Origin of the sequence: Streptomyces sp. NPDC058195 (genome assembly GCF_042883525.1) — a bacterium.
GTDB lineage: Bacteria > Actinomycetota > Actinomycetes > Streptomycetales > Streptomycetaceae > Streptomyces.
In genome coordinates, this window is record NZ_JBHVVM010000002.1 from 186,177 (window position 1) to 212,526 (window position 26,350).

24 protein-coding genes are annotated in these 26,350 nt (G+C 72.8%); 12 read left to right on the forward strand and 12 right to left on the reverse strand.

Annotation, left to right across the window (positions count from 1 at the left end):
• Positions 1 to 125: 125 nt before the first annotated feature.
• The gene (locus ACFVWY_RS02975; RefSeq protein WP_389866709.1) at positions 126 to 3,395 is read left to right on the forward strand and encodes a tetratricopeptide repeat protein; all 3,270 of its coding nucleotides are present in this window, start codon (positions 126 to 128) and stop codon (positions 3,393 to 3,395) included.
• A gap of 173 nt (positions 3,396 to 3,568) precedes the next feature.
• Here ACFVWY_RS02975 and ACFVWY_RS02980 read toward each other — a convergent pair whose 3' ends face one another.
• Complete coding sequence (locus ACFVWY_RS02980; RefSeq protein WP_389866711.1) at positions 3,569 to 3,805, reverse strand: hypothetical protein; 237 nt, start codon at positions 3,803 to 3,805, stop codon at positions 3,569 to 3,571.
• Position 3,806: 1 nt separating this feature from the next.
• Complete coding sequence (gene mca, locus ACFVWY_RS02985) at positions 3,807 to 4,688, reverse strand: mycothiol conjugate amidase Mca (protein WP_389866713.1); 882 nt, start codon at positions 4,686 to 4,688, stop codon at positions 3,807 to 3,809.
• Between the two features lie 112 nt (positions 4,689 to 4,800).
• Here mca and ACFVWY_RS02990 point away from each other — a divergent pair, with 112 nt between their 5' ends.
• Positions 4,801 to 5,217, forward strand: coding sequence for a DUF4307 domain-containing protein (locus tag ACFVWY_RS02990; RefSeq protein WP_389866715.1), 417 nt, complete (start codon positions 4,801 to 4,803; stop codon positions 5,215 to 5,217).
• A 207-nt stretch (positions 5,218 to 5,424) separates the two neighbouring features.
• The gene (gene greA, locus ACFVWY_RS02995; protein ID WP_352273436.1) at positions 5,425 to 5,922 is read left to right on the forward strand and encodes a transcription elongation factor GreA; all 498 of its coding nucleotides are present in this window, start codon (positions 5,425 to 5,427) and stop codon (positions 5,920 to 5,922) included.
• Between the two features lie 102 nt (positions 5,923 to 6,024).
• Here greA and ilvA read toward each other — a convergent pair whose 3' ends face one another.
• A complete protein-coding gene (gene ilvA, locus ACFVWY_RS03000; protein WP_389866717.1) occupies positions 6,025 to 7,254 on the reverse strand; it encodes a threonine ammonia-lyase in 1,230 nt (409 codons plus the stop codon).
• A gap of 166 nt (positions 7,255 to 7,420) precedes the next feature.
• Here ilvA and ACFVWY_RS03005 point away from each other — a divergent pair, with 166 nt between their 5' ends.
• The 3 genes from ACFVWY_RS03005 to ACFVWY_RS03015 all read left to right on the forward strand — a co-directional run bounded on the left by ACFVWY_RS03005 (position 7,421) and on the right by ACFVWY_RS03015 (position 8,756).
• A complete protein-coding gene (locus ACFVWY_RS03005) occupies positions 7,421 to 7,918 on the forward strand; it encodes a MarR family winged helix-turn-helix transcriptional regulator (RefSeq protein WP_389866719.1) in 498 nt (165 codons plus the stop codon).
• Between the two features lie 98 nt (positions 7,919 to 8,016).
• Entirely contained in the window at positions 8,017 to 8,511 is a 495-nt protein-coding gene (locus tag ACFVWY_RS03010; protein ID WP_389866721.1) for a sigma factor-like helix-turn-helix DNA-binding protein, read from the forward strand.
• A complete protein-coding gene (locus ACFVWY_RS03015) occupies positions 8,508 to 8,756 on the forward strand; it encodes a hypothetical protein (RefSeq protein WP_389866722.1) in 249 nt (82 codons plus the stop codon). Before ACFVWY_RS03010 ends, ACFVWY_RS03015 begins: the two co-directional genes overlap by 4 nt.
• 228 nt (positions 8,757 to 8,984) lie before the next feature.
• Here ACFVWY_RS03015 and ACFVWY_RS03020 read toward each other — a convergent pair whose 3' ends face one another.
• Positions 8,985 to 10,130, reverse strand: coding sequence for a cystathionine gamma-synthase (locus tag ACFVWY_RS03020; protein WP_389866724.1), 1,146 nt, complete (start codon positions 10,128 to 10,130; stop codon positions 8,985 to 8,987).
• 68 nt (positions 10,131 to 10,198) lie between these two features.
• Here ACFVWY_RS03020 and ACFVWY_RS03025 point away from each other — a divergent pair, with 68 nt between their 5' ends.
• Both ACFVWY_RS03025 and msrA read left to right on the forward strand, forming a co-directional pair.
• Positions 10,199 to 11,302: a hypothetical protein gene (locus ACFVWY_RS03025; protein WP_389866725.1), complete on the forward strand. Its 1,104-nt coding sequence runs from the start codon at positions 10,199 to 10,201 to the stop codon at positions 11,300 to 11,302.
• 88 nt (positions 11,303 to 11,390) lie between these two features.
• Entirely contained in the window at positions 11,391 to 12,056 is a 666-nt protein-coding gene (gene msrA / locus ACFVWY_RS03030) for a peptide-methionine (S)-S-oxide reductase MsrA (protein ID WP_389866727.1), read from the forward strand.
• 20 nt (positions 12,057 to 12,076) lie between these two features.
• On the opposite strand, the gene ACFVWY_RS03035 is transcribed toward msrA, so the two are convergent.
• The 3 genes from ACFVWY_RS03035 to ACFVWY_RS03045 form a co-directional block, all read right to left on the reverse strand.
• Complete coding sequence (locus ACFVWY_RS03035) at positions 12,077 to 14,236, reverse strand: tetratricopeptide repeat protein (RefSeq protein WP_389866729.1); 2,160 nt, start codon at positions 14,234 to 14,236, stop codon at positions 12,077 to 12,079.
• Between the two features lie 96 nt (positions 14,237 to 14,332).
• On the reverse strand, positions 14,333 to 14,893 hold the full coding sequence (locus ACFVWY_RS03040) for a hypothetical protein (RefSeq protein WP_389866731.1): 561 nt from the start codon (positions 14,891 to 14,893) through the stop codon (positions 14,333 to 14,335).
• Between the two features lie 404 nt (positions 14,894 to 15,297).
• Positions 15,298 to 16,278, reverse strand: coding sequence for a MarR family transcriptional regulator (locus ACFVWY_RS03045; protein WP_389866733.1), 981 nt, complete (start codon positions 16,276 to 16,278; stop codon positions 15,298 to 15,300).
• Positions 16,279 to 17,141: 863 nt separating this feature from the next.
• On the opposite strand from ACFVWY_RS03045, the gene ACFVWY_RS03050 reads away from it, so the two are divergent.
• A complete protein-coding gene (locus tag ACFVWY_RS03050) occupies positions 17,142 to 17,576 on the forward strand; it encodes a peptidase inhibitor family I36 protein (RefSeq protein WP_389866735.1) in 435 nt (144 codons plus the stop codon).
• Positions 17,577 to 17,718: 142 nt separating this feature from the next.
• Positions 17,719 to 18,114 carry a YrdB family protein gene (locus ACFVWY_RS03055; RefSeq protein ID WP_389866737.1) on the forward strand — a complete coding sequence of 132 codons (396 nt, stop codon included), beginning with the start codon at positions 17,719 to 17,721 and terminating at the stop codon, positions 18,112 to 18,114.
• Between the two features lie 112 nt (positions 18,115 to 18,226).
• Here the strand turns inward: ACFVWY_RS03055 and gdhA are convergent, their stop codons facing one another.
• Both gdhA and ACFVWY_RS03065 read right to left on the reverse strand, forming a co-directional pair.
• Positions 18,227 to 19,606 (reverse strand): NADP-specific glutamate dehydrogenase, encoded by a 1,380-nt coding sequence (gene gdhA / locus ACFVWY_RS03060; RefSeq protein ID WP_389867089.1) that lies wholly within the window; start codon positions 19,604 to 19,606, stop codon positions 18,227 to 18,229.
• A gap of 209 nt (positions 19,607 to 19,815) precedes the next feature.
• Positions 19,816 to 19,998, reverse strand: coding sequence for a hypothetical protein (locus ACFVWY_RS03065; RefSeq protein WP_389866739.1), 183 nt, complete (start codon positions 19,996 to 19,998; stop codon positions 19,816 to 19,818).
• Between the two features lie 296 nt (positions 19,999 to 20,294).
• Here ACFVWY_RS03065 and ACFVWY_RS03070 point away from each other — a divergent pair, with 296 nt between their 5' ends.
• A complete protein-coding gene (locus tag ACFVWY_RS03070) occupies positions 20,295 to 21,836 on the forward strand; it encodes a hypothetical protein (RefSeq protein WP_389867091.1) in 1,542 nt (513 codons plus the stop codon).
• A gap of 245 nt (positions 21,837 to 22,081) precedes the next feature.
• Here ACFVWY_RS03070 and ACFVWY_RS03075 read toward each other — a convergent pair whose 3' ends face one another.
• Positions 22,082 to 23,101, reverse strand: coding sequence for a carbon-nitrogen hydrolase family protein (locus tag ACFVWY_RS03075; protein WP_389866741.1), 1,020 nt, complete (start codon positions 23,099 to 23,101; stop codon positions 22,082 to 22,084).
• A gap of 475 nt (positions 23,102 to 23,576) precedes the next feature.
• Positions 23,577 to 24,089 (reverse strand): hypothetical protein, encoded by a 513-nt coding sequence (locus ACFVWY_RS03080; protein WP_389866743.1) that lies wholly within the window; start codon positions 24,087 to 24,089, stop codon positions 23,577 to 23,579.
• Positions 24,090 to 24,152: 63 nt separating this feature from the next.
• Here ACFVWY_RS03080 and ACFVWY_RS03085 point away from each other — a divergent pair, with 63 nt between their 5' ends.
• Complete coding sequence (locus ACFVWY_RS03085) at positions 24,153 to 24,749, forward strand: RDD family protein (protein ID WP_389866745.1); 597 nt, start codon at positions 24,153 to 24,155, stop codon at positions 24,747 to 24,749.
• Between the two features lie 332 nt (positions 24,750 to 25,081).
• Here ACFVWY_RS03085 and ACFVWY_RS03090 read toward each other — a convergent pair whose 3' ends face one another.
• On the reverse strand, positions 25,082 to 26,344 hold the full coding sequence (locus ACFVWY_RS03090) for an Ig-like domain-containing protein (protein WP_389866747.1): 1,263 nt from the start codon (positions 26,342 to 26,344) through the stop codon (positions 25,082 to 25,084).
• Positions 26,345 to 26,350: the final 6 nt, after the last annotated feature.

The window sequence follows — 26,350 nt, forward strand, 5'->3', positions numbered from 1 at the left end:
CCCAGCGGACCCGGCTCCCCCTCCGCGCGGCCCGGCCGCCCCCGGTGCGGTGCCTCGCTTCGTCGCATCGCGGACAGGAGACTGGGCAGGGGCAAGGAGTATCACCGAAGCCGAAGGGGACACTTGTGCGGGACAATCATCGCGCCGAGGCCGAGGGGCTGTTGGTACGTGCCGTCGAGGAGGAGGTACGGCGTTCGGGCGGCCGGTCCGATGCCGGGTCGTTGACGGCCCGCGGGCGTGCGGCCCTGGACACGCTGGCCGGTGCGGCCGCGGAGGAGTACGCCGCGTACGTCCGGGCGCTGGACGCGGACGAGGCCGGGGCGCGGCCGTTGGCGGGACGGCTCAGCCGGGCGACGCTGGGAACTCCCCTGCTGGTCACCGGAGTCTCCGCGGTCGCCGCCTTCGGCGCGGACCTCGCGTTCGGTACGGCCGCGGGGCCCGCGCTCGGCGCGGGTGCGGTGGTCGCGGTCGCGGGCGCCACCGCCACCGTCGCCCGCGCCACCGCCTCGCACTGGCCCGCCGCCCACCGCAGGGCCGGGGCGGCCGGACAGCCCGGCGGGACCGAGCAGTTGCGGCTCCAGTGGCTGGCGGCGCTGGAGGTACGCGGCATCCGCCCCTTCCTCGACCAGCAGCGGATGCTCACCGCCTCCGCCCGCACCCCGGCCCAGCAGGTTCCGCAGCAGTCGCGGACCGCCCCGGCGCCGGGGCGCCGCGCGGACCGCAGCGCGGCGGCTCGAACCCGGGCGCTGCTGGAGCAGTCGTTCGGCCATCTGCCCGCGTGCGAGGGGCCGTTCGCGGGGCGGCGCGGTGAGCTGGAGCAGATCGCGCGGTGGGTGCGCGAGGCCCGCGCGTCGACGGAGACCAAGCCGACCGTCGTCGTGCTGCACGGCGCGCCCGGTTCGGGGCGGACCACGCTCGCGGTGCGGGCCGCGCACAGCCTGAAGGACCTGTTCCGCGGCGCCTGCGTGGTGGATCTGCGCGGCGGTGCCGGGGAGGCGCCGCTGCCGACCCGCGACGCGCTGCTGCACCTGCTGAACCGGCTGGGCGCCCCCCGTGAGCAGTTGCTCTTCCGGGACGGTGCGTCCGGCGCCCCGGGGACGGACCCCTCGGCCCGCGGCTCGGCGGAGCAGCAGGTGCGGCGGCTGGGCGAGCTGTACGAGCGGCATCTGACCGGCACCCCCGTGGTGGTGGTGCTGGACGACGCCGCCGACGTGGCGCAGGTGGGCGCACTGGTACCCGGGCGTTCGGACAGCCTGGTGCTGGTCACCGCCCGTGAGCCGCTGGAGCTGCCCGCCGGTCTCCCGGCCCGGGTGCACCGGCTGCCGGTCGGCCCGCTCGACGCGGCGGGAGCGGAGGAACTGCTGCGCGAGTCGGCCGGGGCGCCGCAGGAGGGTCCGTACGACTCGCGGGGGACGGAGGCCGTCGCCGGACTGTGCGGCGGGCTGCCGCTCGCCCTGCGGATCGCGGGCTCCTCGCTCGGTACGCGCAGCCCCGGCACGCTCGCCGCGGACCTCGCCGGGTACGAGCGGGTCCAGCCGGTGGAGCGGGCGTTGTGGCTGCGCTACACCGACCAGTCCGAGCAGGCGCGGCGGCTGCTGCGCCGTCTCGCCCTGGCCGGGCGGGCGAGCCTCGGGGCCGCCGCGGCGGCGGCGCTGCTCGCCGCCGACGAGCAGGAGGCCGAGCGGCTGCTGACGGAGCTGGCCGGGGCCGGGCTGCTGAGCCGGGTCCGGGGCTCGCGCTACCGGCTGCACGACCTGGTGCGCTCCTTCGCCCTGGCGCGGCTGCGGGACGAGGAGGAGACGGCGGAGCGTACCGCCGCGCAGGAGCGGCTGATCCGCAGCTACGCGGACCTGGCCGGGGCGGTGATCCGCATGGTGGACGGCAAGATGTCCACCCGGGCCGGTCAGTTCGGCTCGCACGGCTTCGCCTCGCTGGACGCGGCGCTGAGCTGGCTGGACCACGAGTCGAGTTTCATCACTTCCGCGCTGCGGCACGCCGAGGGCGTCGACCAGCGGGCGGTACTGGATCTGCTGGGCGCGCTGTGCGACTACTGCCTGCTGCGCGGCGACCTCTACCGGCTGGGTGAGATCAGCGAGCTGACGCAGGCGGTGGACAAGGGGCTGCTGGAGCGGTCGGTGCAGTGGCGCACCGGGATCGCGGCGCGGCAGCTCGGCGAGCTGGACAAGGCCCGCACCACCCTGTCGTCGGTCGTCGGCCTCTACCGCGAGGCGGAGAACGACGCGGGTACGGCGCTGGCGCTCTGCTCGCTCGGGATCACCCTGCACCACCAGGGCAACCTGACCGAGGCGTCGGCGCGGCTGCGGGAGGCGATCGGGCTCCAGTCCTCGGCGGAGCAGGCGGAGGACCGGGCGTGGTCGATGCACGCGCTGGCGGCGGTGGAGCGGGACCGGGCCCGGATCGCGGAGGCGCTGGCCCTGCTGGAGGCGGCGCTGGTGCTGCACCAGGAGGGCGAGTCACTGCACGGCGAGGCGTGGACCCGCTTCCAGCTCGGCCAGACGCTGCTGCGGATGGGCCGGGTGGCGCGGGCCGAGGACGCGCTGCGCGAGGCGCTGGAGCTGTACGGGCGTACCCGGGACGAGCGGGGCGAGGCGTGGGCGCTGACCCAGCTGGCCCGCGCCCGGCTGCTGGACGGCGACGCGGCCGAGGCGGTGGAGCGGCTCGGGTCGGCGCTGGCCCGGCACCGGGACAACGAGGACGCGCGCGGTGAGGCGTGGACGCTGTTCTACCTGGGCCAGGCCCTGGAGGAGGAGGGGGACGCCGACGGGGCGGTCCGGCAGCTGGAGCGGGCCCGCACGATGTTCTCCCGGATGCGGGACGGGTACGGGCTGGCGTGCGCCCGTCACCACGCGGGCCGGGTCACCCGGGACCAGCGGGCCGCGCGGACCGGGAACCTCCGCAACTCCGGGTTCGCCCGCCAGCTCCTGGTGGACGCCCGCGCCGACTTCCGGCGCATCGGGGTGACCCACGGCGAGGCGTGGACGTGCCTGGAGCTGGCGTTGATCGACGCGGGCAACGACCGGGCCGGTCAGGCGCTGGAGCTGTGCGGCGAGGCGGTGGACCTGTTCCGTGCGTACGGGGACACGCGGGGCGCGGACTGGGCCCGTTTCCTGCGGTGCACGCTGCTGCCCTACGCGTCGCCGGGCGGCAGTGAGGTGGGCACGGTGGTGGCCCAGCAGGAGCTGGCGGAGCTGCTGGAGGCCGGGCATCCGGCGCGCGACGGCCAGCTGGTCGACTGCGCGGAGGCCTTCACGGTGGTGCTGAACCGCGGGGTCGATCTGGAGGACGGCTGGCAGGCCTGGCGTCTCGGCATGACCCCGTCACGCCACGCCCGGGACGTCATGGGCGTACCGGTCCCGGCCTCGTACAGCGCCTGAGGCACGGCGTACGGCCGGCGCCCGGAGCGGAACACGGCGTACGGAACGGGGCGCCCGGAGCGAAACAGGGCGCCAGGAACGGAGCGCGAGGTACGGAACGGCCCCGGTACCGGGGGAAGCCCCGGTACCGGGGAAAGGGTGCCGGGGCCGCCCGCTCGGTGTTACTTCCCCTGTTACTTCCCCTTGGCGGAGCCCGGCCCCGCGGCGGCCCCGGCCGGCACCGCGTCCGGGTCCGGGGCCTCCTCGAAGTCGACCTTGCCCATGTGCCGGTTCATGGACTTCATCAGCAGCCACACGCCCACGGCGAGTGCCGCGAAGACGATGAAGCCGAGAACGCCGGGGGTCACCTTGTTCTTGTCGAGCTCAGCGGCAAGCGGAACGAGATCGGTCAGTGCCTGGGTCGCGTACATATCAGGCATTGTCGCGGATGCCCGCGAAGAGGTCGCTCTCGGGGAGGGAGGTATCGACGAGGGACTTCGCCAGCTCGTACTCCTCGGTCGGCCAGACCTCCTTCTGGATGTCCATCGGCACGCGGAACCAGCCGCCGTCCGGGTCGATCTGCGTGGCGTGCGCGATCAGCGCCTTGTCGCGGATCTCGAAGAAGTCCGCGCACGGGACGTGCGTGGTCAGCGTGCGCTCGTCGCGCTCGAACTCCTTCCAGCGCTTGAGCCAGTCCCCGTACGGCGACTCCAGGCCGCGGGCCAGCAGCGCCTCGTGCAGCGCGACCGTGCGCGGCCGGTTGAAGCCCTGGTTGTAGTAGAGCTTGCCCGGCTGCCAGACCGGGCCGAACTCCTCCTCGGGAAACCTCTCAGCGTCCGCCGCACCATCGAAGGCGATCATCGTGATCGTGTGGGTCATGATGTGGTCGGGGTGCGGGTACCCGCCGTTCTCGTCGTACGTCGTGATGACCTGCGGCCGGAACGTACGGATGCTGCGGACGAGGCGGCCGGCGGCCGTCTGCTCGTCCTCCAGCGCGAAGCAGCCCTCGGGAAGCGGCGGCAGGGGGTCGCCCTCGGGAAGTCCGGAGTCGACGAAGCCGAGCCACTCCTGCTCGACGCCCAGGATCCCCCGGGCCTCGTCCATCTCCTTGCGGCGCACCTCGTGGATGTTCTCCTCGATGTACGGGTCGCCCTGGAGCTTCGGGTTGAGGATGGAGCCGCGCTCGCCTCCCGTGCAGGTCACCACCAGCACGTCCACCCCCTCGGACACATACTTGGCCATGGTGGCCGCGCCCTTGCTCGACTCGTCGTCGGGGTGGGCGTGGACGGCCATCAGTCGCAGCTGCTCGGTCAAGACTCGATCCTCAGTGATTCGGCATGTGGGCAGGCTTCTATAGTGACCGAACCGGGGGGCGGAAAATTCCTCGATCCTCGGGACGGGGATCCCCGGCACGGGAGGCACGATCATGACCGCGGTGCGCGAGACGACGGTGGAGAGCCGCTATGGCCGCTCCGCGGACCAGCAGGCGGATCGCAAGCTCAAGATCATCGGGTCGGTGCTGGGCGTCGCCCTCATCGGCGTCGTCGGCTGGATCGGCTACGACTACGTCTCCGGCCAGGGCATCAGCGCCGAAGTGATCAAGCGCAAGGTCGTGTCGGACCAGCGGGTCGACGTCCACCTTGAGGTCCGGAAGGACAAGGACGTCCAGGGCTACTGCACCCTGCGCGCCCGGCATGAGGACGGCGGCGACGTGGCCCGCAAGGACTTCCGTTTCGACGAGCGCACCGACCGGATCGACCAGGTCCTGACCCTGCGGACGACGGCCAGGGCGTCCAGCGTGGAGCTGGTGGGCTGCACCGCCGACTCAGGGGGCGCGCGCTGAGCCGCGCCCCGGTCCGCACGCCAGCACGCGCGCACCTGAGCTGAACGCTCGTTTCCGCCCTGACCTGCGTAGACACGGTCCGGACGTTTTACCTTCTCCCCCTTTTCCTGGGGAATTGTTAGGCTCGTGGTTTCGCCCACCCGTCGTGGCACATGCTTACGGGTAGGGCGATGCTTTGTATTCACCAGTACCGACGAGGAGCACCCTGTGACCCAGACCAGCGAAAACGTCACCTGGCTCACGCAGGAGGCGTACAACCAGCTCAAGGCCGAGCTGGAGTACCTGTCTGGTCCCGCGCGCACGGAGATCGCCGTAAAGATCGCGGCGGCCCGTGAGGAAGGCGACCTGCGCGAGAACGGCGGGTACCACGCGGCCAAGGAGGAGCAGGGCAAGATGGAGCTCCGGGTGCGCCAGCTGACCCAGCTCCTGGAGCACGCGAAGGTCGGCGAGGCGCCGGCCGACGACGGCGTGGTCGAGCCCGGCATGGTCGTGACGATCGCCTTCGACGGCGACCCGGACGACACCCTGACCTTCCTGCTGGCCTCCCGCGAGTACGCGAGCTCGGACATCGAGACGTACTCCCCGCAGTCGCCGCTCGGCACCGGCGTGAACGGCAAGCGCATGGGCGACGACGCCGAGTACGAGCTGCCGAACGGCAGGATGGCCATGGTGAAGATCCTCTCGGCGAAGCCGTACACCGGCTGATCCGCCCCCGCACCTACGCCGGAGCCCCCGGTGGACGTACGCGCGTACGTCCACCGGGGGCTCCTCGGGTGTGCGGCGCCGCCCGGCCCCGGGCCGTCGCGCTCAGTCCACCGCGAGGTACCCGGCCGCGCGCAGCGCCTCCGAGACCTCCGCGCAGTGCTCGGGCCCCTTCGTCTCCAGCTGGAGCTCCACCTCGACCTCGGTGAGCCCGAGCCGGGGGTCGGTCCGTACGTGGCCGATGTCGAGGACGTTGGCGTCGGCCGCCGAGAGCACGGACAGCAGCGTGGCCAGTGCGCCGGGGCGGTCGGTCAGCCGCAGGCTCAGGCTCAGGTAGCGGCCGGCCGCCACCATGCCGTGGGTCAGGACGCGCTGCATGAGCAGCGGGTCGACGTTGCCACCGGAGAGCACCGCGACCACCGGCCCGTGAAACGCCCCCGGCTCGCTCAGCAGGGCCGCGACCGGGCTCGCCCCGGCGGGCTCCACCACCAGCTTCGCCCGCTCCAGGCAGAGCAGCAGCGCGCTGGACAGCTCGTCCTCGGAGACCGTGCGCACCTCGTCGACCAGGTCCCTGACCAGGTCGAACGGTACGTCGCCGGGGCGGCCCACCTTGATGCCGTCGGCCATCGTGTGCGGCGCGTCGATGGACATCGGGCGGCCCGCCGCGAGCGAGGGCGGGTAGCAGGCCGCGCCCTCCGCCTGCACCCCGACGATCCGTACGTCGGGCCGGAGCGCCTTGACGGCCACCGCGATGCCCGCCGCCAGGCCGCCGCCGCCGATCCCGACGACGATGGTCCGCACCTCGGGGCACTGTTCGAGGATCTCCAGGCCGACGGTGCCCTGTCCGGCGATGATGTCCGGGTGGTCGAAGGGATGGATGAAGACCGCGCCGGTCCGCTGCGCGTACTCCTGCGCCGCGGTCAGCGTCTCGTCGACGACATGCCCCTGGAGCCGGACCCGTGCCCCGTACTGGCGGGTGGCGGCCACCTTCGGCAGCGGCGCCCCGAGCGGCATGAAGACCGTGGCCTCCACACCGAGCAGCGAGGAGGCGAGGGCGACGCCCTGCGCGTGGTTCCCCGCGCTCGCGGCGACGACCCCGGCCGCCCGCTCCACCGGGGACAGGCCCGCGATCCGCACGTACGCGCCGCGCAGCTTGAACGAGCCGGTCCGCTGGAGGTTCTCGCACTTGAAGTGCACCGGCGCGCCGACCAGCTCGCCGAGGTGGCGGCTGCCCTCCATGGCGGTCGTCCTGGCCACCCCGGAGAGCATCTTCTGCGCCCCCAGGACGTCATCGAGGATCACCGGAGGGCAGGGGCCGGTCACACGGAGGTTCATCTCTCAAGTCTCGCAGCCCTGACGGCCCCTTCCGCCCGCCCGCCGCCGCGTCCGGCCCCCTCCTGAACCGTTGTCCACGGGTTTGTGCAGCACTGGTACGCGTTGCCCGGTGGCCGCGTACTGTGTCCCCCACCCACCCGCCAACGTACGGAGAGAGCTCCCGGCCATGACCACTCAGGACGCCCCCGAACCCTCGGGTTCCGATCGCGTACTCGACGCCCTGCAGCACCAGGTCGCGGTATTCGCCCGCCGTGCCGAACAGACCCGCCTCGGCGGTATCGGCCAGGTGCGCAACTCCATGGACCGGGCCGCGTATCTGCTGCTCAACCGGCTGGACCGGGAAGGTCCGATGGGGGTCAAGGCGCTCGCCGCGGGCATGGGCATCGATTCCTCGACCGTGACCCGGCAGGTCGCGCCGCTCGTCGACACCGGCCTGGTCAAGCGCACCTCGCATCCGGAGGACGGCCGGGCCGTCGTGCTCCAGCTGTCGCCGCGCGGCCAGGCCCGGCTGGACGAGGTCCGCGGCTCCCGGCGCGCGCTGATGACACAGGTGACGGGCGACTGGACGGACGAGGAGCGGGACACGTTCTGCACGCTGCTCACCCGGTTCAACGCCTCGCTGGCCGCCCGGCAGACCGCGCACCAGGCGCAGTCGGCCACCTGACGGCGGGCCGGGCGGCCCGGCGGCGGAGGGGCCGCGACCGCTTCCGGCCGTTGCACACCTCTTGACCCGGGGCACCGCGCCGGGCTCGTATGTGGACTGTGCGAGAGCGCCAGACGGGCCGGGAGCGGCGCCGCGCCCAGGAGTTCGAGACCTTCGTCGGGGGCGCGGCCAGCCGTCTGCTGCACACCGCCACGCTGCTGACCGCCGAGCCGATGCGGCCCCCGGGCGCCAATCCGCGGGCCCAGCGGCTGCTGACGGCCGCGCTGGCGCACACGTACGCGCGGTGGGAGCGGCTGCGCGGCGAGGATCCGTACGACCGCACGCGGCGCGAGCTGGCGGCGCGGTTCTCCCGCGAGGTCTGGCGCCATCACCGGCCGCGCGGCGGAGTGCTGGAGATACTGACGCCCCTGGAACGCCTGGTGCTGGTGCTGCGGCTGTACGAGGGGGTCGCGGAGGAGCAGACCGCGGCCCTGCTCGGGGCTCCGGTGGAGCGGGTGCGGGCGATCTGCAACCGCTCGGTGGCCACGATGCGCGGCACCCGGCCCCCCACCGTGCGGCGGGGCGTGCCCGGCCTGCCGGGGATGGTGCGATGAGCCGGTCCGGTGACCGTGAGGAGCAGGTCCGGCGGATGCTGGACGGCCCGCATCCGCAGGTGCCCGTGGAGCTGGGGCGGCGGGCGGCGGAGCGCGGCGGCCGGTCGCTGCGGCGGCGGCTGGCCGTCCGCCGGCTGATGGTGCTGGTGGCGTGCGTGGCGGTGCTGGCGTTCGCGGTCTGGGCGTCGCGCACGCACCCCTGGGAGGTGCCTCCGTCCGAGACGACCCCGCTGGACGGCTGGTGAGCGTCCCGGACGGGCCGCCTCCGCCTGGAGGACGGTCCGTCCGGGAGCGGACGCGTACGGCGTGGCCTAGGGCCTCTCGTTTGGATCATGCCGGGCTCGCGGGGGCCGGCACGCACATCTGCCGCGTTGTCGTCAGTCACCGACGCTCCGCGTCGGCTCCTTCCTCCGCCTTGCAGCTGCACGCACCAGCCCCCGCTCCCTGATCCAGCCTGATCCAAACGAAAGACCCTAGCCGAGTGCCTGGGTCAGGTCGGCGAGCAGGTCGTCGGCGTTCTCGATGCCGACGGACACGCGGACGAGGTCGGCCGGCACCTCCAGCGGGGAGCCCGCCGCCGAGGCGTGCGTCATCCGGCCCGGGTGCTCCACCAGCGACTCGACGCCGCCCAGCGACTCGCCGAGGGTGAACAGCCTGGTCCGGTTGCAGACCTCGACGGCCGCCTCCTCGCCGCCCGCGACCCGGAACGACACCATGCCGCCGAACGCCTTCATCTGCTTGGCGGCGATCTCGTGGCCCGGGTGCTCGGGCAGGCCCGGGTAGAGGACCTGGGTCACCTTGGGGTGCCGGGTCAGCAGGTCGGCGACCTTGGTGGCGTTCTCGCTGTGCCGGTCCATGCGGACGGCGAGGGTCTTGATGCCGCGCAGCACCAGCCAGGCGTCGAAGGGCCCGGCGACCGCGCCCATCGCGTTCTGGTGGTATGCCAGCTCCTCGGCCAGACCGGCGTCGTCGGTGATCAGCGCGCCGCCGACGACGTCCGAGTGGCCGCCCATGTACTTGGTGGTGGAGTGCACCACCACATCGGCGCCCAGCGCCAGGGGCTGCTGGAGGTACGGGCTGGCGAAGGTGTTGTCGACGACGAGGCGGGCACCGGCGGCGCGGGCCACTGCGGCGATCGCGGCGATGTCGGTGATGCCGAGCAGCGGGTTGGACGGGGTCTCCACCCAGATCGCCTTGGTGCGGGGGGTGATGGCCGCCCGGACCGCCGCCACGTCCGAGGTGTCGGCGACGGAGAACTCCACGCCCCACCGCGAGACGACCTTGGCGAACAGCCGGAAGGTGCCGCCGTACGCGTCGTTGGGGATGACCACGTGGTCGCCGGGGGCCAGCAGCGTACGGAGCAGGCAGTCCTCGGCGGCGAGGCCGGAGGCGAAGGCCAGACCGCGGCTGCCGCCCTCCAGGGCCGCGAGGTTCTCCTCCAGCGCGGTGCGGGTCGGGTTGGCGCTGCGGCTGTACTCGTAGCCGCCGCGCAGCCCTCCCACTCCGTCCTGCTTGTACGTGGACACCTGGTAGATCGGGGGAACAACGGCCCCGGTCAGGGGGTCGGCGGTGTTCCCCGCGTGGATCGCGAGGGTTTCGAAGCTGTGCTGATCACTCATGGGGCCCGAGCGTAGTTCGTCGTGAGGGCGCTCACAGGGCTACCCGGCCGTCCGGTGACAATGGGGGCATGGAGATTCTCTGGTTCCTGATCGCCCTGTGCATGCTCGCCGCGGTCGTCGGCCCCTTCGTGCTGCGCCGCCGGGGCGGAATCCGCCAGGTCGCGCCCGGTTCGCCGGACGCCGCCGACCCCGAGACGTACGGCTTCGTCCGCCAGGAGGAGCTGGATGTCCGGCTGCCGGGCCCGGACCGGGATCTTCTCGACGTGCTCGACGTCGTGCAGCGCACCCAGGACTGGCGGGCGGCCTCGCAGTTGCTGGCCGGTACGCCCAAGGAGGGCGAGGTGCGGTGGCAGCGGGTGCAGGCCTTCGCCGGCGCGGCCTCGCTGGAGCTGGCGCGGCGGCCCGGTGCCGGCGGGGCCTGGCTGCGTACGTGGCGGGCGGAGGCGCCGAAGGACGCGGGCGGTGCCGCGGTGCACGCCGAGTTCCTGGTGCAGCAGGCGTGGCGTTCGTCGACGGCGGGAACGGACGACTTCCGGATCATCCTGGAGGAGGCCCGTACGGTCTGCGGCGAAGCCGCCCTGCTGGCGCCGGGCGACCCGGTCCCGTACCTCGTGGAGCTGGCGGTGGGGCGCGGACTGGGCTACTCCCCCGAGGAGTTCGACCGGCTCTGGGCGAAGGTGATCGACCGGGCCCCGGCGCACATGGGCGCGCACATCGCGGCACTGCACTACTGGTGCGAGAAGTGGCACGGCTCGCGTGAGGACGCCGACCGGTTCGCCACCGCGGCCGCCGCCCGCGCCCCGCAGGGTTCGCTGCTGGCGGCGCTGCCGCTCTTCGCGGTGTACGAGCACCTGCCCGAGGTCAATCTGGTGCAGGGCTTCTACCGGGGCGCGGTGGTGACCAAGGCGGTCGAGGGCGCCCTGTTCGCGGTGCACGCGGCCCGCCCGGACGACCCGATGCTCGCGCACGTACGCCACCTGCTGGTCCTGTTCCTGGTCCGGATGGAGCGCTGGGCGGAGGCGATGGACCAGCTCGTCCGCATCGACGGACACGTGGGTGCGCTGCCGTGGACGCAGGACCCCGACCCGGCCGCCGAGTACGCGGTCTACCGGGCGCTGGCGGTGGCCGGTTACGAGGCCAACGGCGGCAGCGCGGCGACGCTCTCCCGGTAGCCGGTACCCGGCCGGACGGCCCGGCCGGAATCCTCCGCGCCCCCGCCACGTTGTACGGACCGCAGACCCATCCCAGGAGGAGCCCCGCATGTTCCCGCACCGCCGCACCCCGCAGCTCCCCGCCCGCGAGGAGGCCCTGAAGGGACGCCCGGTCCCCGAATTCTCCGTCCCCTCCCGCCACACGGTCCTCGGCAACCCGCTGCTGGGCCCGTACCCCGAGGGCCTGGAGGTCGCGGACTTCGCGCTGGGCTGCTTCTGGGGTGCCGAGCGCACGTTCTGGCAGCGGGACGGAGTCTGGACGACCCTCACCGGCTACCAGGGCGGCTACACCGAGAACCCCGCGTACGAGGAGGTCTGCTCGGGCCTGACCGGCCACACGGAGGCCGTCCGTGTGGTCTTCGACCCGAAGGCCGTGTCGTACGCGGAGCTGCTGAAGCTCTTCTGGGAGTCCCACGACCCGACGCAGGGCTTCCGCCAGGGCAACGACGTGGGCACCCAGTACCGCTCGGCGATCCACACCCACTCCCCCGAGCAGCAGGCCGCCGCACTCGCCTCCCGTGACGCCTACCAGAAGGTCCTGACGGCCGCCGGTCACGCCACGATCACCACGGAGATCCTCCCGGCCGGGGACCGCCCCCTGTGGCCCGCGGAGCCGTATCACCAGCAGTACCTCGACAAGAACCCGGGAGGCTACTGCGGCATCGGCGGCACGGGCCTGTCCTGCCCGGTCGGGGTGGCCCCGGCCGAGGGGTAGGGGACGGGCCCGCGCGGTTCTCACGAGGGCGGCCCTCCTTCCAGAGCCGCCCTCGCCCGCGCGAGGTTGTCGCGGCAGATCACCGTGTCGGGATGGGTGCGGCCGAGTTCCCGTTCGTGCCGGGCCAGCACGGCTTCGAGCAGCGGGACGGCCCGCGCCACGTCGCCCGCGCGCTCGTAGGCGTAGGCCAGGTTGCCGCGGCTGATCAACGTGTCGGGGTGGGTGTCCCCGAGCACCCGCTCGCGCTGTGCCAGCGTGGCTTCGTGCAGGGGGACGGCGCGCGCGGCGTCACCCGCGCGCTCGTAGGCGAAGGCCAGGTTGTTACGGCTCCTCAGCGTGCCGGGGTGGGCGTCGCCGAGCACCCGCTCACACTGCTCCAGCGTGACCTCGCACAACGCGACGGCACGCCCCACCTCACCCGCGCGCTCATAGGCGTAGGCCAGGTTGTTACGGCTCCTCAACGTATCGGGGTGGGTGTCCCCGAGCACCCGCTCACACTGCTCCAGCGTGACCTCGCACAACGCGACGGCACGTTCCGCCTCACCCGCGCGGGCATAGGTGGAGGCCAGGTTGCCGCGGCTGGTCAGCGTGCTGGGGTGGGTGACCCCGAGCACCCGCTCGCACTGCTCCAGCGTGACCTCGTACAGGGAAACGGCCCGCGCGAGGTCGCCCGCGCGCTCGTATGCGTAGGCCAGGTTGTTGTGGCTGACCAGTGTGTGGAGGTGGGTGTCGCCGAGCACCCGCTCACGCTGCTCCGCGATGCGTTCGAGGAGCGGGAGGGCGCGCGCCATCTGCTCGGCCCGCAGGGCGTGGGCGACGGCGCGGTCGAAGAGGCCGGAGGCCTCGGTCGCGGCGTCGGCCGGGGGGAGGTGGCTGGCGAGCGCGGTGATGTGGGGCATCAGCTCCTCCCACTGCCGTGTGACGGCCGGCAGCGGAGCGTCCGGCGGCGGGAGGGCGGCCAGGAGCGCGAGTTCGGCGCCGGTCCTCCCGGTGGCGGAGCGGTCGGCGCCGGTGGTGGAGGTGCGCAGGACGACCTGGAGGAGACGGTGCACGCCGAGGGTGGGGCCCGAGAGCGTGATCATGTTGTAGGCGTGCAGTACGCCGAGCGCTTCGTCCACCGCGTCCTCGGCCTCGTCCTCGTCGGCGCCGGGGGCCTGAGCGCGGGCGAGGGGCGTCATGAGACTGCGGGGGATGTTGTCCGGGGCGAGCCAGGCGGCGGTGGCGAGGAGGGCCACGGCCAGCGGGTTGCGCTCGCTGATGGCCTGGAGCGACTGGTTCCAGACGCGGGCCACGGTCCGCTCGGGGTCGATGCCCTCGGAGCTCTTGGACAGCATCCGCGGCAGCGCCCTCCGGTACGCGGCGATGTCCTTGCCGGTCTGGTGCAGGAAGGCACCGGCCTGCTCCAGGCCCAGGGGCAGGTATCCGAGTTCGGCGGCGAGGGCTTCGGCCTCCTCGCGCTGCTCGGGGGTGGGTGCCTGGCCGTTGTAGGCGATGTTGCACAGAAGGTCGGCGGACCTGGCGGGGTCGAGGAGGCCCAGCGGCAGGGTGGGGCCGATCGCGTGCCAGCCGGTGGCCTTGCGGCTGGTCGCCAGATGGTGCCCGCCGGGCAGGGAACCGAGGTAGGGCCGCAGGTGGTCCGGGTGCTCGACGTTGTCGAAGACGAGCAGCCAGCCCGGGTGGTACTGAAGCCAGGCCACCGCCCACGCCGTACGTTCCTCCGCTGTGGCGTCGAGGGCCCAGTGCGGGCACAACCGGGCGGCCAGCGCGCCGAGTCCGCTCTCGATGAGTTCCGGCGTCTCGGCGTTGATCCACCAGACGAGGGTGTAGGTGTGCCGGTACCGGACGGCGTAGCGCAGGGCCAGGGCGCTCTTGCCGATGCCGCCGAGCCCGTGCACCGCGCCCGTCTGTGTCACCGCCGCGTCGCCGGAGCCGGTCAGCAGCTCGCGCAGCCGAGTCAGCGCGTCCTCGCGGCCGACGAACTCCCCCGAGACCGAACCGGGCAGGTTGGCCGTGCGGGGCGGCGCATCGGCCTCCTTCGCCGAGCGCGCCGTTTCGGGCGGCAGCACCACCAGGCGGGCGTGGTCGCCCGACACCGCGTACGCGATCGACCGCGCGGCAATCGACCTCTCGCCCGCCGCCTCGACACCGGACGGTTCGGGAACGGCCCCCGGCACGCTCATCTCCGTACCCCCGCCTTCCTTCTCCCGCGGATGTCCCAGTCTGGCTCACCGGCGTCCCCTCGTGGGCGGTTCCCGGCGCCCGCTTCGGGACGCCGCTCAGACGTTCCGGCCGCCGTAGCGCGTCCGGTACCAGGCCACCTGCTGGGCCGTCATCGACGAGGCGATGGTGTGTACGTCACCGAGGCGGGCATCCCCGCGTCGGCGTTCGCCCGGCTCATGGGACCGGAACACCAGGACGGACACCTGGGAGGCCGGTTGCCAGTGCAGGCTGTAGGCCGGAGCGTTGGAATCCGGGACGTTCTCCAGGTGCACTCCGCGCCTGGCCATCAAGCGTTCCAGTGAGTCGAAGCGCAGGTGGCGGGCGAAGCGGCCGTACCGCTCGCGGATCTCCCGGTTGACCGTGCCGCCGCCCAGCGAGAGCCGATGCACCTGAAGGGTGAAGTGGTGCCCGGTCCAGGGCTCTTCGCGCGATGCACGGCACCAGAAGAATTCGGCCATCCCGTAGTCGCGCCACATGGTGTGGTGGCCGAGGGAGGTTTCGGCGAAGTCGTCGCCCAGGATCGCGGTGACCTGATCGGGGCTGTCCATCGGCCCGGCTCCGAGGACGGTTCCGGAGGTGATCACGTCCATGTAGAACGCGAGGGAATACGGAGTCAACTGATCGGTTCCTCAACGCGGTCGGTGAGAGTCGGTCAATGGTGGCCGCACACGGGAAGACCGACAACCCTGCGGGCGGCCCCGTGTTCGGCCCTGTCTTCGTCCTCGAAGGCCCTCGGATCTCGACCCTCAGACCTCGACCCTCAGACCTCGGGCCTCAGACCTCGGGCCTTGGACCTCGGGACTCAGGAGCCGCTGTCGGGCGGCAGCCGCGAACCAAGCGTACGCAACGCCCACCGCCCCCACCTGCCCGGCGACCACGCCCGGTCGCGCGTGAGGATCAGGAAGAGCTCCGGGCCGGGCACCGCACGTCGGACGGCGCCCGCGTCCCCAACACGGCCTGAGTGGTCACCCCGACGCGCGGCCCCGCCCCTGCCCGCACGTGGCAGGGGCGCCCCTGCCGCTCAGGGCGCCGTGCCGGGTTCGCGGCAGGGGCGGCAGAGCCCGTCGCGGAAGGCCTCGGGCCGTCCCGGTACGCCGCATTCGGTGCACTCCGGCATCAGCCGCCGCACGGGGGCCGCCGGGGCGGGCGGTACGGGCGTGGCGGGCAGCCGGGGCGGGAGCTTGTCCCGCAGACGACGACGGACCAGCCCGAAGGGCGAGCCGACCCGCTCGGGCAGCCCGGCCGTCAGCGCGTGCGTGAGGTAATCGGCGTCCACCCCCCGCGCGAACCAGGCGGCGGCCAGCTCCTCCAGCGCCGCGCAGTCCGCCGCCGACAACGCCAGCCGGGAATCCCTGCGCCCCAGCAGCGCCAGCGCCGCGAAAGCGGGCGAAGGCCCCCGCCGCGACTGATGCTGGTGCTGGTGCTGGTGCTGGTCCTGCGGCTGCGGCTGCGGCTGGTGCTGGTACTGCGGCTGCGGCTGCGGCTGCGGCTGCGGCTGCGGCTGCGGCTGCACGGTGCGCTGCCGCGGGACCACCGGGGCAGCCACTGCCGCAGGGGCAAAGTCGGGCTCGCGCGCAGAGGCCGGAGCGGGCTCCACCGGCCCCGCCACGGGCCCGTACACGAGAGCCGGAGCGAGCTCCACGGACCCCGCCTCGGGCCCCGCCACGGACGCTGCCACGCCTCCTGCCACGGGCTCCGCCTCTGGCTCCGGCGGCGCCGAACGGCGCTCCTCGGCGGCGAGGAAGGCGTCCCACCACTCGTTGTCGTGGGCGATCCGCGACCAGAACGTCCGCGTCACCCACCGCACTTGGCCATCCTCAGCGCCCAGACAGCGGACATGACGCAGATGACCGGCCACACCCAGGGCCCGCAGCGCGCTGCCCACCGCCATCTGCCCGTACAACGGCTGGCTCCTGGCCAGCGACTTGATGTCCATCGCGGCCCCCTCCGGCAACGCGTCCACGTACCCGGCGATATGACGCTCCCGCACCGGCAGCAACACGAAGTCACCCGCACGCGGCGGGCCTTGCTCCGCGACGGAGCGCTTTCCGTAACCGGGCTTCGCCTTCGGATGCGGACGCGAGGATGCGGGGGCCAGCAAGGCAGGGCTAAGGTCGGGAACAACCACGGGATCGTCTTTCTAGAGGGTGCGATCTTGGGGCCAGACCCCGGGCAGTGCGCTAACACTGTGCCGGGGTCGTTTCGTTCGCACCGTAAGCAGTCGCGACTCTGCGCCGCAACTCAATCACCACTAGTCATACTTGCTGGCCGTGACGGGGCAGGGAGGCGGGGAGGTTTCCCCAACCACCCCTCTTAGCACCCCGGTTGGTACACACCGCTCGAATCCCGGAACCCGGGGACCGGCCCCCGGATCCCGAAGCTCAAGCCCCGGCCCCACGCCCACCCCGCACGCACGAAAGAGTGAACAACCCCCCTCCGGGACTCGGGGCCCGAGCCCCGGGATTCGGGATTCGGAATTCGGGCGGCGAACGGGGCCCTCAGGGAGGGCCGCGCCCGACGGCCCGCACTCACCGCACCCGCACGGTTCGCGATACGACCGGTCGGGTACAGCGACAGGTTCGGCCCGCGCCCCGCAGGGGCGGCGAGGAGGTGCCACATCTCGGCATTCGCGCTGGTCAGGGCCAGTGCTGGGCGGTCACCTCAGGAGTCGGCGTGACAGACACGCCAATATGACGACCTACAGTACCTATTGATATACGGACCGTAACTTCTGTCGCAGGTGGAGACACCCACCGTGGATTCCCACGGTTTCCGCCGCCCCGGCCGGTGTTCGCCGCCGGGGGCGGCCCGTTCCCCTGCGCGCCCGGCGCTGCCGGGCGGCCAGTCCCTTGGAGAGACGAGAGAATGACGACCCGTTTCCCGCGCCCCGGAAGAATCGCTCGCGCCGCCGCCTCGGCGATCGCCGCCGTGGCCGTCGCGCTGCTGCCCGGTTCCGCGAGCGCCAACACCGCCGCCTATCTGCCGCCCGGCGTGGTCAAGCTCCAGGACAGCGAGCCGTGCCCGCCCGCCACGCTCTGCCTGTACCGCGACTACAACGACCAGGGCCCGGCCTACGGTATCGGCGCGGGCTTCCCCGTCGACCTGCATGCGCTGCCCATGAGTGGCGGCGTCCACGGACCCAGCGCGGCCAACGAGGTCTCGTCGTGGGTGAACAACACCAGCCACGTCGCCGTTCTCCTCGACGCGGACAGTGACACCGTCCGCCCGCTCTTCCCGCACCAGCTCCTCCAGGAGCCGCCGCGGACGAACGACACGGTCGACTTCGTCGCCTGGGGATAGTCGTCGGGAGCGTTCCGGGGCCGTGGCCGTCTTCCCTCAGCGGATGGCGGCCACGGCCATGGAATGCGCCGTGGCGGGAATCGTGACGGGAGTCGTGACATATGCGGTGACCTGCGTGTCCTTCATCGGCGAGGATGAAGCCATGACAAGCGCAGAGCGTGGCGGTCCCACCGCACTGGAGGGGCGTCCCTGGTACGCGGCCAATGAGGTCCTGGCGTTCCTCGTCGAGCTGGCGGCGCTGGGAGCACTGGCCTGGTGGGGGGTGGCCGCCGGGGACGGGGTGGTGGCCCGGGTGCTGCTGGGGGCCGGGGCTCCGGCCGTCGCCGCTGTGGTGTGGGGGCTGTTCGCCTCGCCCAAGGCCCGCTTCCGGCCGCCGATGGCGGGGGTGCTGCTGGTCAAGGCGGTGGTGCTCGGGGGTGGTGCGTACGCGGTGCACGCGGTGGGGCATTCGGTGGCGGCGGTGTGCTTCGCCGTGGTGGTGGTCGTGAACACCACGGTGGCGGAGAGCTTCCGGCGGCGTACCGGATACCTGGCCTGACCGGCGGGCCGTGCCTCGTACCCCGCTCCGTGCCCGGACGGGGAAGGGCCCCGGGCCCGGCCGCGTGGGGCGGCGGCCGGGCCCGGGGGCGTTCAGAAGGTGCCGGGCCGGGTCAGATCAGGCCCTGGGCCAGCATCGCGTCCGCGACCAGCTCGAAGCCGGCGATGTTCGCGCCGACCACGTAGTTGCCGGGGCTGCCGTAGCGCTCCGCCGTGGTGTAGCAGGAGTCGTGGATGTGGCGCATGATCTGCGCGAGGCGCTCCTCCGTGTGGGCGAAGCTCCACGAGTCGCGGGAGGCGTTCTGCTGCATCTCCAGGGCGCTGGTGGCGACTCCGCCCGCGTTGGCCGCCTTGCCCGGGGCGAAGGCCACGCCCGCCTCCTGGAGGACCCGTACGGCCTCCGGGGTGGTCGGCATGTTGGCTCCCTCGGCGACCGCCTTCACCCCGTTGCGCACCAGGGCGACGGCGTCGGCCTCGTGCAGCTCGTTCTGGGTGGCGCAGGGCAGCGCGACGTCCACGGGGACGTTCCAGACGCCCGTTCCGGCGACGTACTTCACGTGGCTGCCCCGGCGCTCCGCGTACTCGGAGATACGGCCGCGTCCGGTCTCCTTGATCTCCTTGAGGAGGGCCAGGTCGACGCCCTCCTCGTCCACGACGTAGCCGCTGGAGTCGGAGCAGGTCACCACGGTCGCACCGAGCTGCTGGGCCTTCTCGATCGCGTAGATCGCGACGTTGCCGGAACCCGAGACGGCGATCCGCTGGCCGTCGAGGGACTCGCCCCGGCTGCGGAGCATTTCGGCGGTGAACAGGACACAGCCGTAGCCGGTCGCCTCGGTACGTGCCTGGGCGCCGCCCCAGCCGAGGCCCTTGCCGGTGAGGACGCCGGACTCGTAACGGTTGGTGATCCGCTTGTACTGGCCGAACAGGTAGCCGATCTCCCGGCCGCCGACGCCGATGTCCCCGGCGGGTACGTCGGTGTATTCGCCGAGGTGGCGGTGGAGCTCGGTCATGAACGACTGGCAGAACCGCATGATCTCGGCGTCCGAGCGGCCCTTGGGGTCGAAGTCCGCGCCGCCCTTGCCGCCGCCGATGGGCATGCCGGTGAGCGCGTTCTTGAAGATCTGCTCGAAGCCGAGGAACTTCACGATGCCGAGGTTGACCGAGGGGTGGAAGCGCAGCCCGCCCTTGTACGGGCCGAGCGAGCTGCTGAACTCGACGCGGAAGCCGCGGTTCACGTGGATGTCGCCGGAGTCGTCCGACCACGGCACCCGGAAGATCAGCTGGCGCTCCGGCTCGCAGACGCGCTCGATGATCCGGGCGTCCACGAACTCCGGACGCTGTGCGAGGACCGGGCCGAGGGTCTCCAGGACCTCGCGGACCGCCTGGTGGAACTCCCTCTCGCCCTGGTTGCGCCGGAGCACCTCTCCGTACAGCTTCTCGATGAGGCGGTTCTCGTTGGCGTGCGGGGTTACGGATTCAGGGGTGGCCTGCATCTGGGTCAAGACCTTCCGTCGATGGGCATGGCGCGCGACGACACCCCCGTCCCGGAAGGTGTCAGCGGTCCCCCTCCCCATTGAGGGCGTCGCTCGACATCGCACGCTCTGCGGCTCACGGAAGCGACGTACTGAACCGTTGTGGCGGACCGATTCTCCCAGCTACCCCCGGAGTCCGTGCAAGGGCATCTCCCCTGGTGGACCGGTTCCTATCCGTGAGCCTCCCCGCGGCGCCCGCCGCGCAGCATCCACAGGCCCGTGCCGGAGGCGAGGACGAAGACGCCGGAGACCACGCTCAGCACGATGTGCAGGGCGTTTTCCTCCATCAGGAAGTTGAGTGAGACGTTCGCGGCGATCGCGCCGAAGAAGACGAGCCAGAGCAGGGCCTTCATGGGATTCCTCCGTGCCGTTCCATGTCGTGGTGTGATCACCATTCTGGTGACGCGGGGAGTCCGCCGGAATGGAGCTGTCACCCGGCCTCGTGGTGTAGCGGGCTGCACCCCTGCCGCGCTCTAGGGTTCTCCGGGTGGCGATCACCGAGAGCACCGGCACGCGCGACGCGGTGACCGGGAGGAGCACCCGGCCGGATGCCGGACCGGGCGACGGGCCGGATGCCGGACCGGGCGACGGGCCGGGTGCCGGACCGGGCGACGGGCCGGGGCGGTGGTGGGCGGCGGACCAGTGGCGGGTGCCGGGGATCGCGGTGCTCGTCTCCCTGCCGCTCCACCTGACGTGGGCACTGGTGCTGGCGACCGGGGGCGGCGACCTGGCGGCGCAGTTCGCCTGGGCCGGTTTCGTCGCGCGGCATCCGGGGTCCGCGTACAACCTCTCCTGGTACGGAGGGGCGCACCCCGCCAACTACAGCCTGCTGACCCCGCATCTGATGGCCGCGTTCGGGGTGCGGACGGTGACCGTGGCGGCGGGGGTCGGCGGGGCGTGGGCCGTGGGGCGGCTCTGTGTGCGGGGCGGGGTGCGGTGGCCGGTCGCGGTGGCGGTGCTCGGCTCGCTGACGCTCTGGTGCAACGCGGCCTCCGGGCGGACCACGTTCGCGGTGGGCGTCGCGCTCGGGCTGGTCGCGCTGCTGTCCGTACGGCGCCGTGCGGGCCTCGCGGCGGGGTGGGCGGCGGTGGCGACGGCGGCGAGCCCAGTGGCGGGGCTGTTCCTGGTGGTGGTGGGAGCGGCGTACGGGCTGGGCGGGCGGTGGCGGCGGGCGGGGGCGCTGGTGGTGCCGCCGTTCGTGCTGGTGGCCGTCACGACGCTGGTGTTCCCGTTCACCGGGGAGCAGCCGATGGCGGCGGGCCGGCTGTGGGTGCCGCTGGTGGCCTGTGCGGCGCTGTGGTGTGCGGTGCCGCGCGGGAGGGGGCTCGGGGTGCTCCGGCGCGCGGCGGCGGTCTACGCGGCCGGGGTCGTCCTGACCTTTCTGGTCGCCTCGCCCATCGGGACGAACGTGGAGCGGCTGGTGGGGGTCGCGGGGCCGCCCGTGCTGCTCGTGGCGCTGGGGGTCCGTGCCACGGGCACGTGGGGGAGGCGGCTGAGGGCGGCGGTGCTCGGCGGGGTGCTGGTGTTCACCTCGGGGTGGCTGGCCGACCGGACGGACGACGATCTGCGCGTGTCCACGGCGGTGCCCGCCTGGGCGCGGCACACCGACGGTGTGGTCACCGCGCTGCACCGGCTGGGCGCCGGGCGGACGCGGGTGGAGGTCGTCCCGGCCCGCGACCACCGCGAGGCGACCCTGCTGGCGCCGTACGTGAACATGGCGCGCGGCTGGAACCGGCAGCTGGACGTGGAGCGCGGGCGGCTCTTCTACGGCGAGGGGCCGGGCCCGGCCGCGTACCGGGCCTGGCTGGAGCGGTGGGCGGTGGGTCTGGTCGTGCTGCACAACGGCAGGCCGGACGGCCCGGCCGAGGCGGAGGCGGCGCTCGTCCGGCGCGGCGCCGCCTGGCTGGAGCCGGTGTGGCGGGACGCGGAGTGGCGGATCTACCGGGTGCGCGGGGCGGTGCCGCTGGTCTCCGCGCCGGGCACGGTCGTACGCGGGGACGACGCGTCCCTGGTGGTGCGGATGCCCGCCGCCGGGTCGGTGACGGTACGGATCGCCCCTTCGCCGTGGCTGCGGGCGGGCGGCGGCGGGTGTCTGCGGGCGGAGGGCGGGTGGACGCGGCTGACGGTGCGGCGGGGCGGGGAGTACCGGCTGGACGCGCCGTACCGGCTGTGGCCGTTCGGGAGCTGCTGACGCGCCGTGGCGGCCGTGGCGGTTCGGGAGCGCGCGTACCCGGCGGTGGGAACCACAGGCACCCACGTGCCGGGCGGCGCGCTGCGGCCCACCCGGTCCACTCGGCCTGCTCGGTCCGCTCGGTCCGCTCGGCCCGCCCGGTCCACTCGGCCTGCTCGGCCTGCTCGGTCCACTCAGACCGCCCAGTCCGCCCAGTCCGCCCAGTCCGCCCAGACCGCCCGGTCCGCCCAGACCGCCCGGTCCGCTCAGTCCTTCCCGTCCTCGGTCCCGGGTCCGTCGTCGTCCGGGGAGGCGGGCCACCGGCGGACGCCCTCGTCGTGCCAGAGCGGCCGGTGGTCGACCCGCAGCCCGAGGATCTCCGGTCGCGCGTAGTGGCCGCGCGAGTCGACCCACACCTTGACGGCGTCGAGGTCGTCGAGGTCGATCGTGGCGGTGACCAGGCGTTCCCCGGAGCCGGTGTGCGGGCCCGCGAGGTACTGGGTGAAGGGGTGGATCACCGCCGACCAGCCGCCGCCCTCGGTGATGTGCTCCTGCGGGCCGAGCGCGGACTCCATCCAGTCCAGACACGTACGGTCGACGGGGTTGCCCGCGGAGACCACGAACGCCTGGGCGGTGAGAGCGTGGGTCTTCATCATCGCGTCGATCTGTCCGTCGGCGACGGCCTCGAAGCCAGCCATGGTGGACAACCCGGGCCAGGCCGCCGCGTGGATCTCCTGCCCCTGGACGATCAGGGCCTGCCGGGCCAGGTTCATGGTGTGCTCCCAGCAGGCCAGTCCGCCGATCCGGCCGAGCGTGCTGTCGAACACCCGGAGCGTGGCGCCGCCGCCCTGGGCCCACACGATCCGTTCCGCGTAGGTGGGCTGGAGCTTGCGGTGCACGCCGAGCAGGGCCCCGTCGGGGTCGATGAAGACCTGGCTGTTGAAACAGGTGCGGGTGCCTTCGAGGCGCTCGCTGACGCCGAGGACCACCCCGGCTCCGGCCCGTCGGCAGGCCGACTGGATCCGGGCGATCTGAGGTCCCGGCACCTCCACGGAGGCCCCGGCGTAGGCGGCGTTGGCGGCCTGCTGGTCCAGCGGGGCGTACGCCTCGATCCAGTACGGATAGCCGGGCACGAAGGTCTCCGGGAACACCAGCAGGTCGATGCCTTCCCGGCCGGCCTGTTCGATGAGGGCCACGGCCTTGTCGACCGTCGCCTCGGTGTCCATGAACACGGGTGCGGCGTGGACCGCCGCGACCGTTCGGCGCCTGGCGGCGGGAGAGGGCATGGGGTCCTCCGTACGTGGTCGGGTGGCCCGGGGGCGCGGGCCCGTCGGCGAACGGCGGATGAGCAGCGGCTCCCGGGCCCGCCGCCCGGACACACCGGCCCCCCTGCCCTGTGCGGGGCCGCCGACCGCGCGGACGCGGCCGGGAAAGACGCCGGTCGCGCGCAGTGTGACACGGCCGGCCGCCGCCCGTACGGGACTTCGCCGCAATCCCCGTCCGGCGCGAGTCCCGGAACGTCCTCGCACCGGCGGCGTCGGCCTCTGCTGGAACGGGTTCGCCTGGACTGCCGCCCGCAGGCCGTCGCGGGGACAGCCGCTAGGGCCTCTCGTTTGGATCATGCCGGGCTCGCGGGGGCTGGCACGCACATCTGCCGCGTTGTCGTCAGTCACCGACGCTCCGCGTCGGCTCCTTCCTCCGCCTTGCAGCTGCACGCACCAGCCCCCGCTCCCTGATCCAGCCTGATCCAAACGAAAGACCCTAGTCGGTGACGCCGAGGTCCTCGCGCATCAGTCGGCGCAGGGCGCCGAGGCGGGTGTCGGCCGCCTTCAGGTCGGCGAGGGCCCGCTCGACGTTCTCGCCCTCCCGGGCCACGCCCCGGTCCAGGCGTTTGACCAAGGCGTCCGAGCCCGCGAGGACCCGGTTGGCCTCGCGGGAGGCCCGCAGTATCCGTTCCGGAACGATCATCTGGGCCTCGGCGTAGCGGTCGCGGTGGTCCAGGCGGGCCTCTTCGAGCTGAGCGCGTTCATGCTCGGTGTAGACGCCGTCCCGGATGCGGTGCAGGGCGTCCTTGAGAAGGGTGTGGAACTGACGGGACGCCCGGTTCATGGCCGTGTACTGGGCACGCCGTTCCTCGAACCGCCGTCGCTCGTCCGCGAGCCGGACCTCCTCGGCACGCTGACGCACGGTCAGGCGCTGCGCCAGTACGGGGGCGAGGAGGGTACCGAGCACTCCGACTACGGCGGTGATCATGGCGGTGACGGCAACAGTCATGGGGGCGAGAGTAGGGGCGTCCGCCCAGGCTCCGGGCGGCGGATCTTCGGCGATGATTCGGCCATGACGAATTCACGGGGTGAGGGGCGCAACCGGAACTTCTCCGGGCAGCGCACCGCGACGCGCGTGCCGCCGCGCGTGGGCGAGATGCGGCGCTACCTCGCCGTCGGCCTGGACTGCTACCTGTGCCTGGTCACCGCCGGTCTGCTGGCCCGGCCGCACATGGACACGGCCACGGCCGTCGAGGCGGCCGGCCTGCTGCTCGGTCCGGCGCTCGCGTTCTCCTTCCTCAACCACGTGGTGCTCACCTCACTGGCCGGAGCGGGTGCGGGCAAACTGCTCATGGGGATACGGGTGGTCCGGATGCCCGACGCCGGGCGCCCGGGGCCCTGGACGCTGGCGCGGCGCTGGCTGTACGGGCTGTCCTCGGTGCTGCTGCAACCCTGGTACGGGCTGCGGTCGTTGTTCACCGCCTCCTTCGGGCCGGGAGCCGCGGCCGGGGCCCGGACCGGAGCCACGGCCGGAGCCGGAGCCGGCTGCGGAACCGGACCCGGGGCCGCAGGGCGCGACGTGCTCGGGCGCGCCGACCCGCTGGGCGTGCGGCAGGTCCGCCGCAGAGATCTCGCCGCCCATCGCGCCGCGGCCGCCGCGTACCGCTGAACCGGTCCCCTGGCCCCGTACCTCCACGCGCCCGTGCGTTCACGCCCCCGTCGGCCCCCGTCCGACCCCGCCGGCCCCCGTCCGACCCCGCCGGACCCCGTCGGACCGCCGCCGGACCGCCGCCGGACGGAGCGGACGACGATGACCGGCGCGAGGCTCTGGAGCGGTCGTGGCGGGGGATGTGAGGCCGCGAGGAGAGCCGGACGGGAAGTCGCGGGAACGCCAGAGGCGGCGGTGCCCGGATCCGGGAAGGAATCCGGGGCGCCGCCGCCTCCGTACGGGAAGAAGGACCTCAGGGCCGGAAAGGGATCAGACCCCGGGCCGGGAGGGGATCAGGCCCCGGAGCCCGCCGTCCACTGCGCCCAGCTCATGTTCCAGCCGTTGAGGCCGTTGTCCGGGGAGATGGTCTTGTCCGGGGAGTTCTTGACGATGACCACGTCACCGACGAGGGAGTTGTTGTAGAACCAGGCACCGGGCTGGTTGGCGTCGCCCGCGCCCTTCACGTCGGCGAGGCCGACACAGCCGTGGCTGGTGTTCGCGCTGCCGAAGATCGAGCGCGCGCCCCAGTAGTTGCCGTGGATGAAGGTGCCCGAGGTGGAGAGCCGCATGGCGTGCGGCACGTCCTTGATGTCGTACTCACCCTTGCCGTCGGAGTCGGTGAAGCCGACGGTCGCACCGTTCATCCGGGTCTCCTTGAACTTCTCGGAGATCACCATCTGCCCGTTGTACGTGGGGTTGTCCGGGGAACCGGAGGAGATCGGGATGGTCTTGATCGTCTTGCCGTCCTGGGTGACGGTCATCATCTTCGTCTTGGCGTCGACGGTCGAGACCTGGTTGCGGCCGACCTTGAAGGTGACCGTCTTCTGCTGCACGCCGAAGACGCCGTCCGCGCCCTCGACCCCGTCCAGCGCCAGCTTCAGCGTGACGGTGGAGCCGCCCTGCCAGTAGTTCTCCGGGCGCAGGTCGAGACGCTGGGCGTTGAACCAGTGACCGGCGACCTGCTGGCCGCTGCTGGAGGTCACGGTGATCCCGGACTGGACGGCCTTCTTGTTCGTGATCGCCTTGTTGAAGTTGATCGAGACCGGCATGCCGACGCCGACCGTGGAGCCGTCCTCGGGGGTGAAGTTCCCGATGAAGCTGTTGGCGGGCGAGACGGTGGTGAAGGAGGTGTTCTCGTGTGCCTCGCGGCCCTTCGAGTCCTTCGCCGTGGCGTTGATCTTGTACGTGGTCGAGCGCTCCAGCTGCGCGTCCGGCTTCCAGCTCTTGCCGTCGGCGGCGAGCGTGCCCTTGACCTCGCCACCCTCGGTGCTGGTCATCGCGACCTGGGTGAGCGTGCCCTTGGCGACGGTGACCGCGGCGTCGTTGTTGATGCTCGCGTTGGTCGCACCGTTCTTGGGCGAGATCGTTATCTGGGCCTCGGACGCGTCCTCGGCCGCCGCCTTGTCGACCTCGGAGGCCTGTGACTGCTTCGAGCCGTCGGCGCCGCCACCACCATCGTCGTTGCAGGCAGTGAGTACCAGAACGCCGCCGAGCAGTGCGGACGCGGCCATGAGGCCCCTGCGCCGCTTGCTGTCCGTCATCACACGCTTCTCCATCGTTGC

What these genes read in the sequence shown, in the direction of transcription:
- ACFVWY_RS02980 (WP_389866711.1), bottom strand. Translation starts at nt 3,805, where the DNA reads ATGTACGCGACCCAGGCACTGACCGATCTCGTTCCGCTTGCCGCTGAG.
- ACFVWY_RS02990 (WP_389866715.1), top strand. Translation starts at nt 4,801, where the DNA reads ATGACCGCGGTGCGCGAGACGACGGTGGAGAGCCGCTATGGCCGCTCC.
- ilvA (WP_389866717.1), bottom strand. Translation starts at nt 7,254, where the DNA reads ATGAACCTCCGTGTGACCGGCCCCTGCCCTCCGGTGATCCTCGATGAC.
- ACFVWY_RS03005 (WP_389866719.1), top strand. Translation starts at nt 7,421, where the DNA reads ATGACCACTCAGGACGCCCCCGAACCCTCGGGTTCCGATCGCGTACTC.
- ACFVWY_RS03015 (WP_389866722.1), top strand. Translation starts at nt 8,508, where the DNA reads ATGAGCCGGTCCGGTGACCGTGAGGAGCAGGTCCGGCGGATGCTGGAC.
- ACFVWY_RS03020 (WP_389866724.1), bottom strand. Translation starts at nt 10,130, where the DNA reads ATGAGTGATCAGCACAGCTTCGAAACCCTCGCGATCCACGCGGGGAAC.
- ACFVWY_RS03025 (WP_389866725.1), top strand. Translation starts at nt 10,199, where the DNA reads ATGGAGATTCTCTGGTTCCTGATCGCCCTGTGCATGCTCGCCGCGGTC.
- msrA (WP_389866727.1), top strand. Translation starts at nt 11,391, where the DNA reads ATGTTCCCGCACCGCCGCACCCCGCAGCTCCCCGCCCGCGAGGAGGCC.
- ACFVWY_RS03035 (WP_389866729.1), bottom strand. Translation starts at nt 14,236, where the DNA reads ATGAGCGTGCCGGGGGCCGTTCCCGAACCGTCCGGTGTCGAGGCGGCG.
- ACFVWY_RS03050 (WP_389866735.1), top strand. Translation starts at nt 17,142, where the DNA reads ATGACGACCCGTTTCCCGCGCCCCGGAAGAATCGCTCGCGCCGCCGCC.
- ACFVWY_RS03055 (WP_389866737.1), top strand. Translation starts at nt 17,719, where the DNA reads ATGACAAGCGCAGAGCGTGGCGGTCCCACCGCACTGGAGGGGCGTCCC.
- gdhA (WP_389867089.1), bottom strand. Translation starts at nt 19,606, where the DNA reads ATGCAGGCCACCCCTGAATCCGTAACCCCGCACGCCAACGAGAACCGC.
- ACFVWY_RS03065 (WP_389866739.1), bottom strand. Translation starts at nt 19,998, where the DNA reads ATGAAGGCCCTGCTCTGGCTCGTCTTCTTCGGCGCGATCGCCGCGAAC.
- ACFVWY_RS03075 (WP_389866741.1), bottom strand. Translation starts at nt 23,101, where the DNA reads ATGCCCTCTCCCGCCGCCAGGCGCCGAACGGTCGCGGCGGTCCACGCC.
- ACFVWY_RS03080 (WP_389866743.1), bottom strand. Translation starts at nt 24,089, where the DNA reads ATGACTGTTGCCGTCACCGCCATGATCACCGCCGTAGTCGGAGTGCTC.
- ACFVWY_RS03085 (WP_389866745.1), top strand. Translation starts at nt 24,153, where the DNA reads ATGACGAATTCACGGGGTGAGGGGCGCAACCGGAACTTCTCCGGGCAG.
- ACFVWY_RS03090 (WP_389866747.1), bottom strand. Translation starts at nt 26,344, where the DNA reads ATGGAGAAGCGTGTGATGACGGACAGCAAGCGGCGCAGGGGCCTCATG.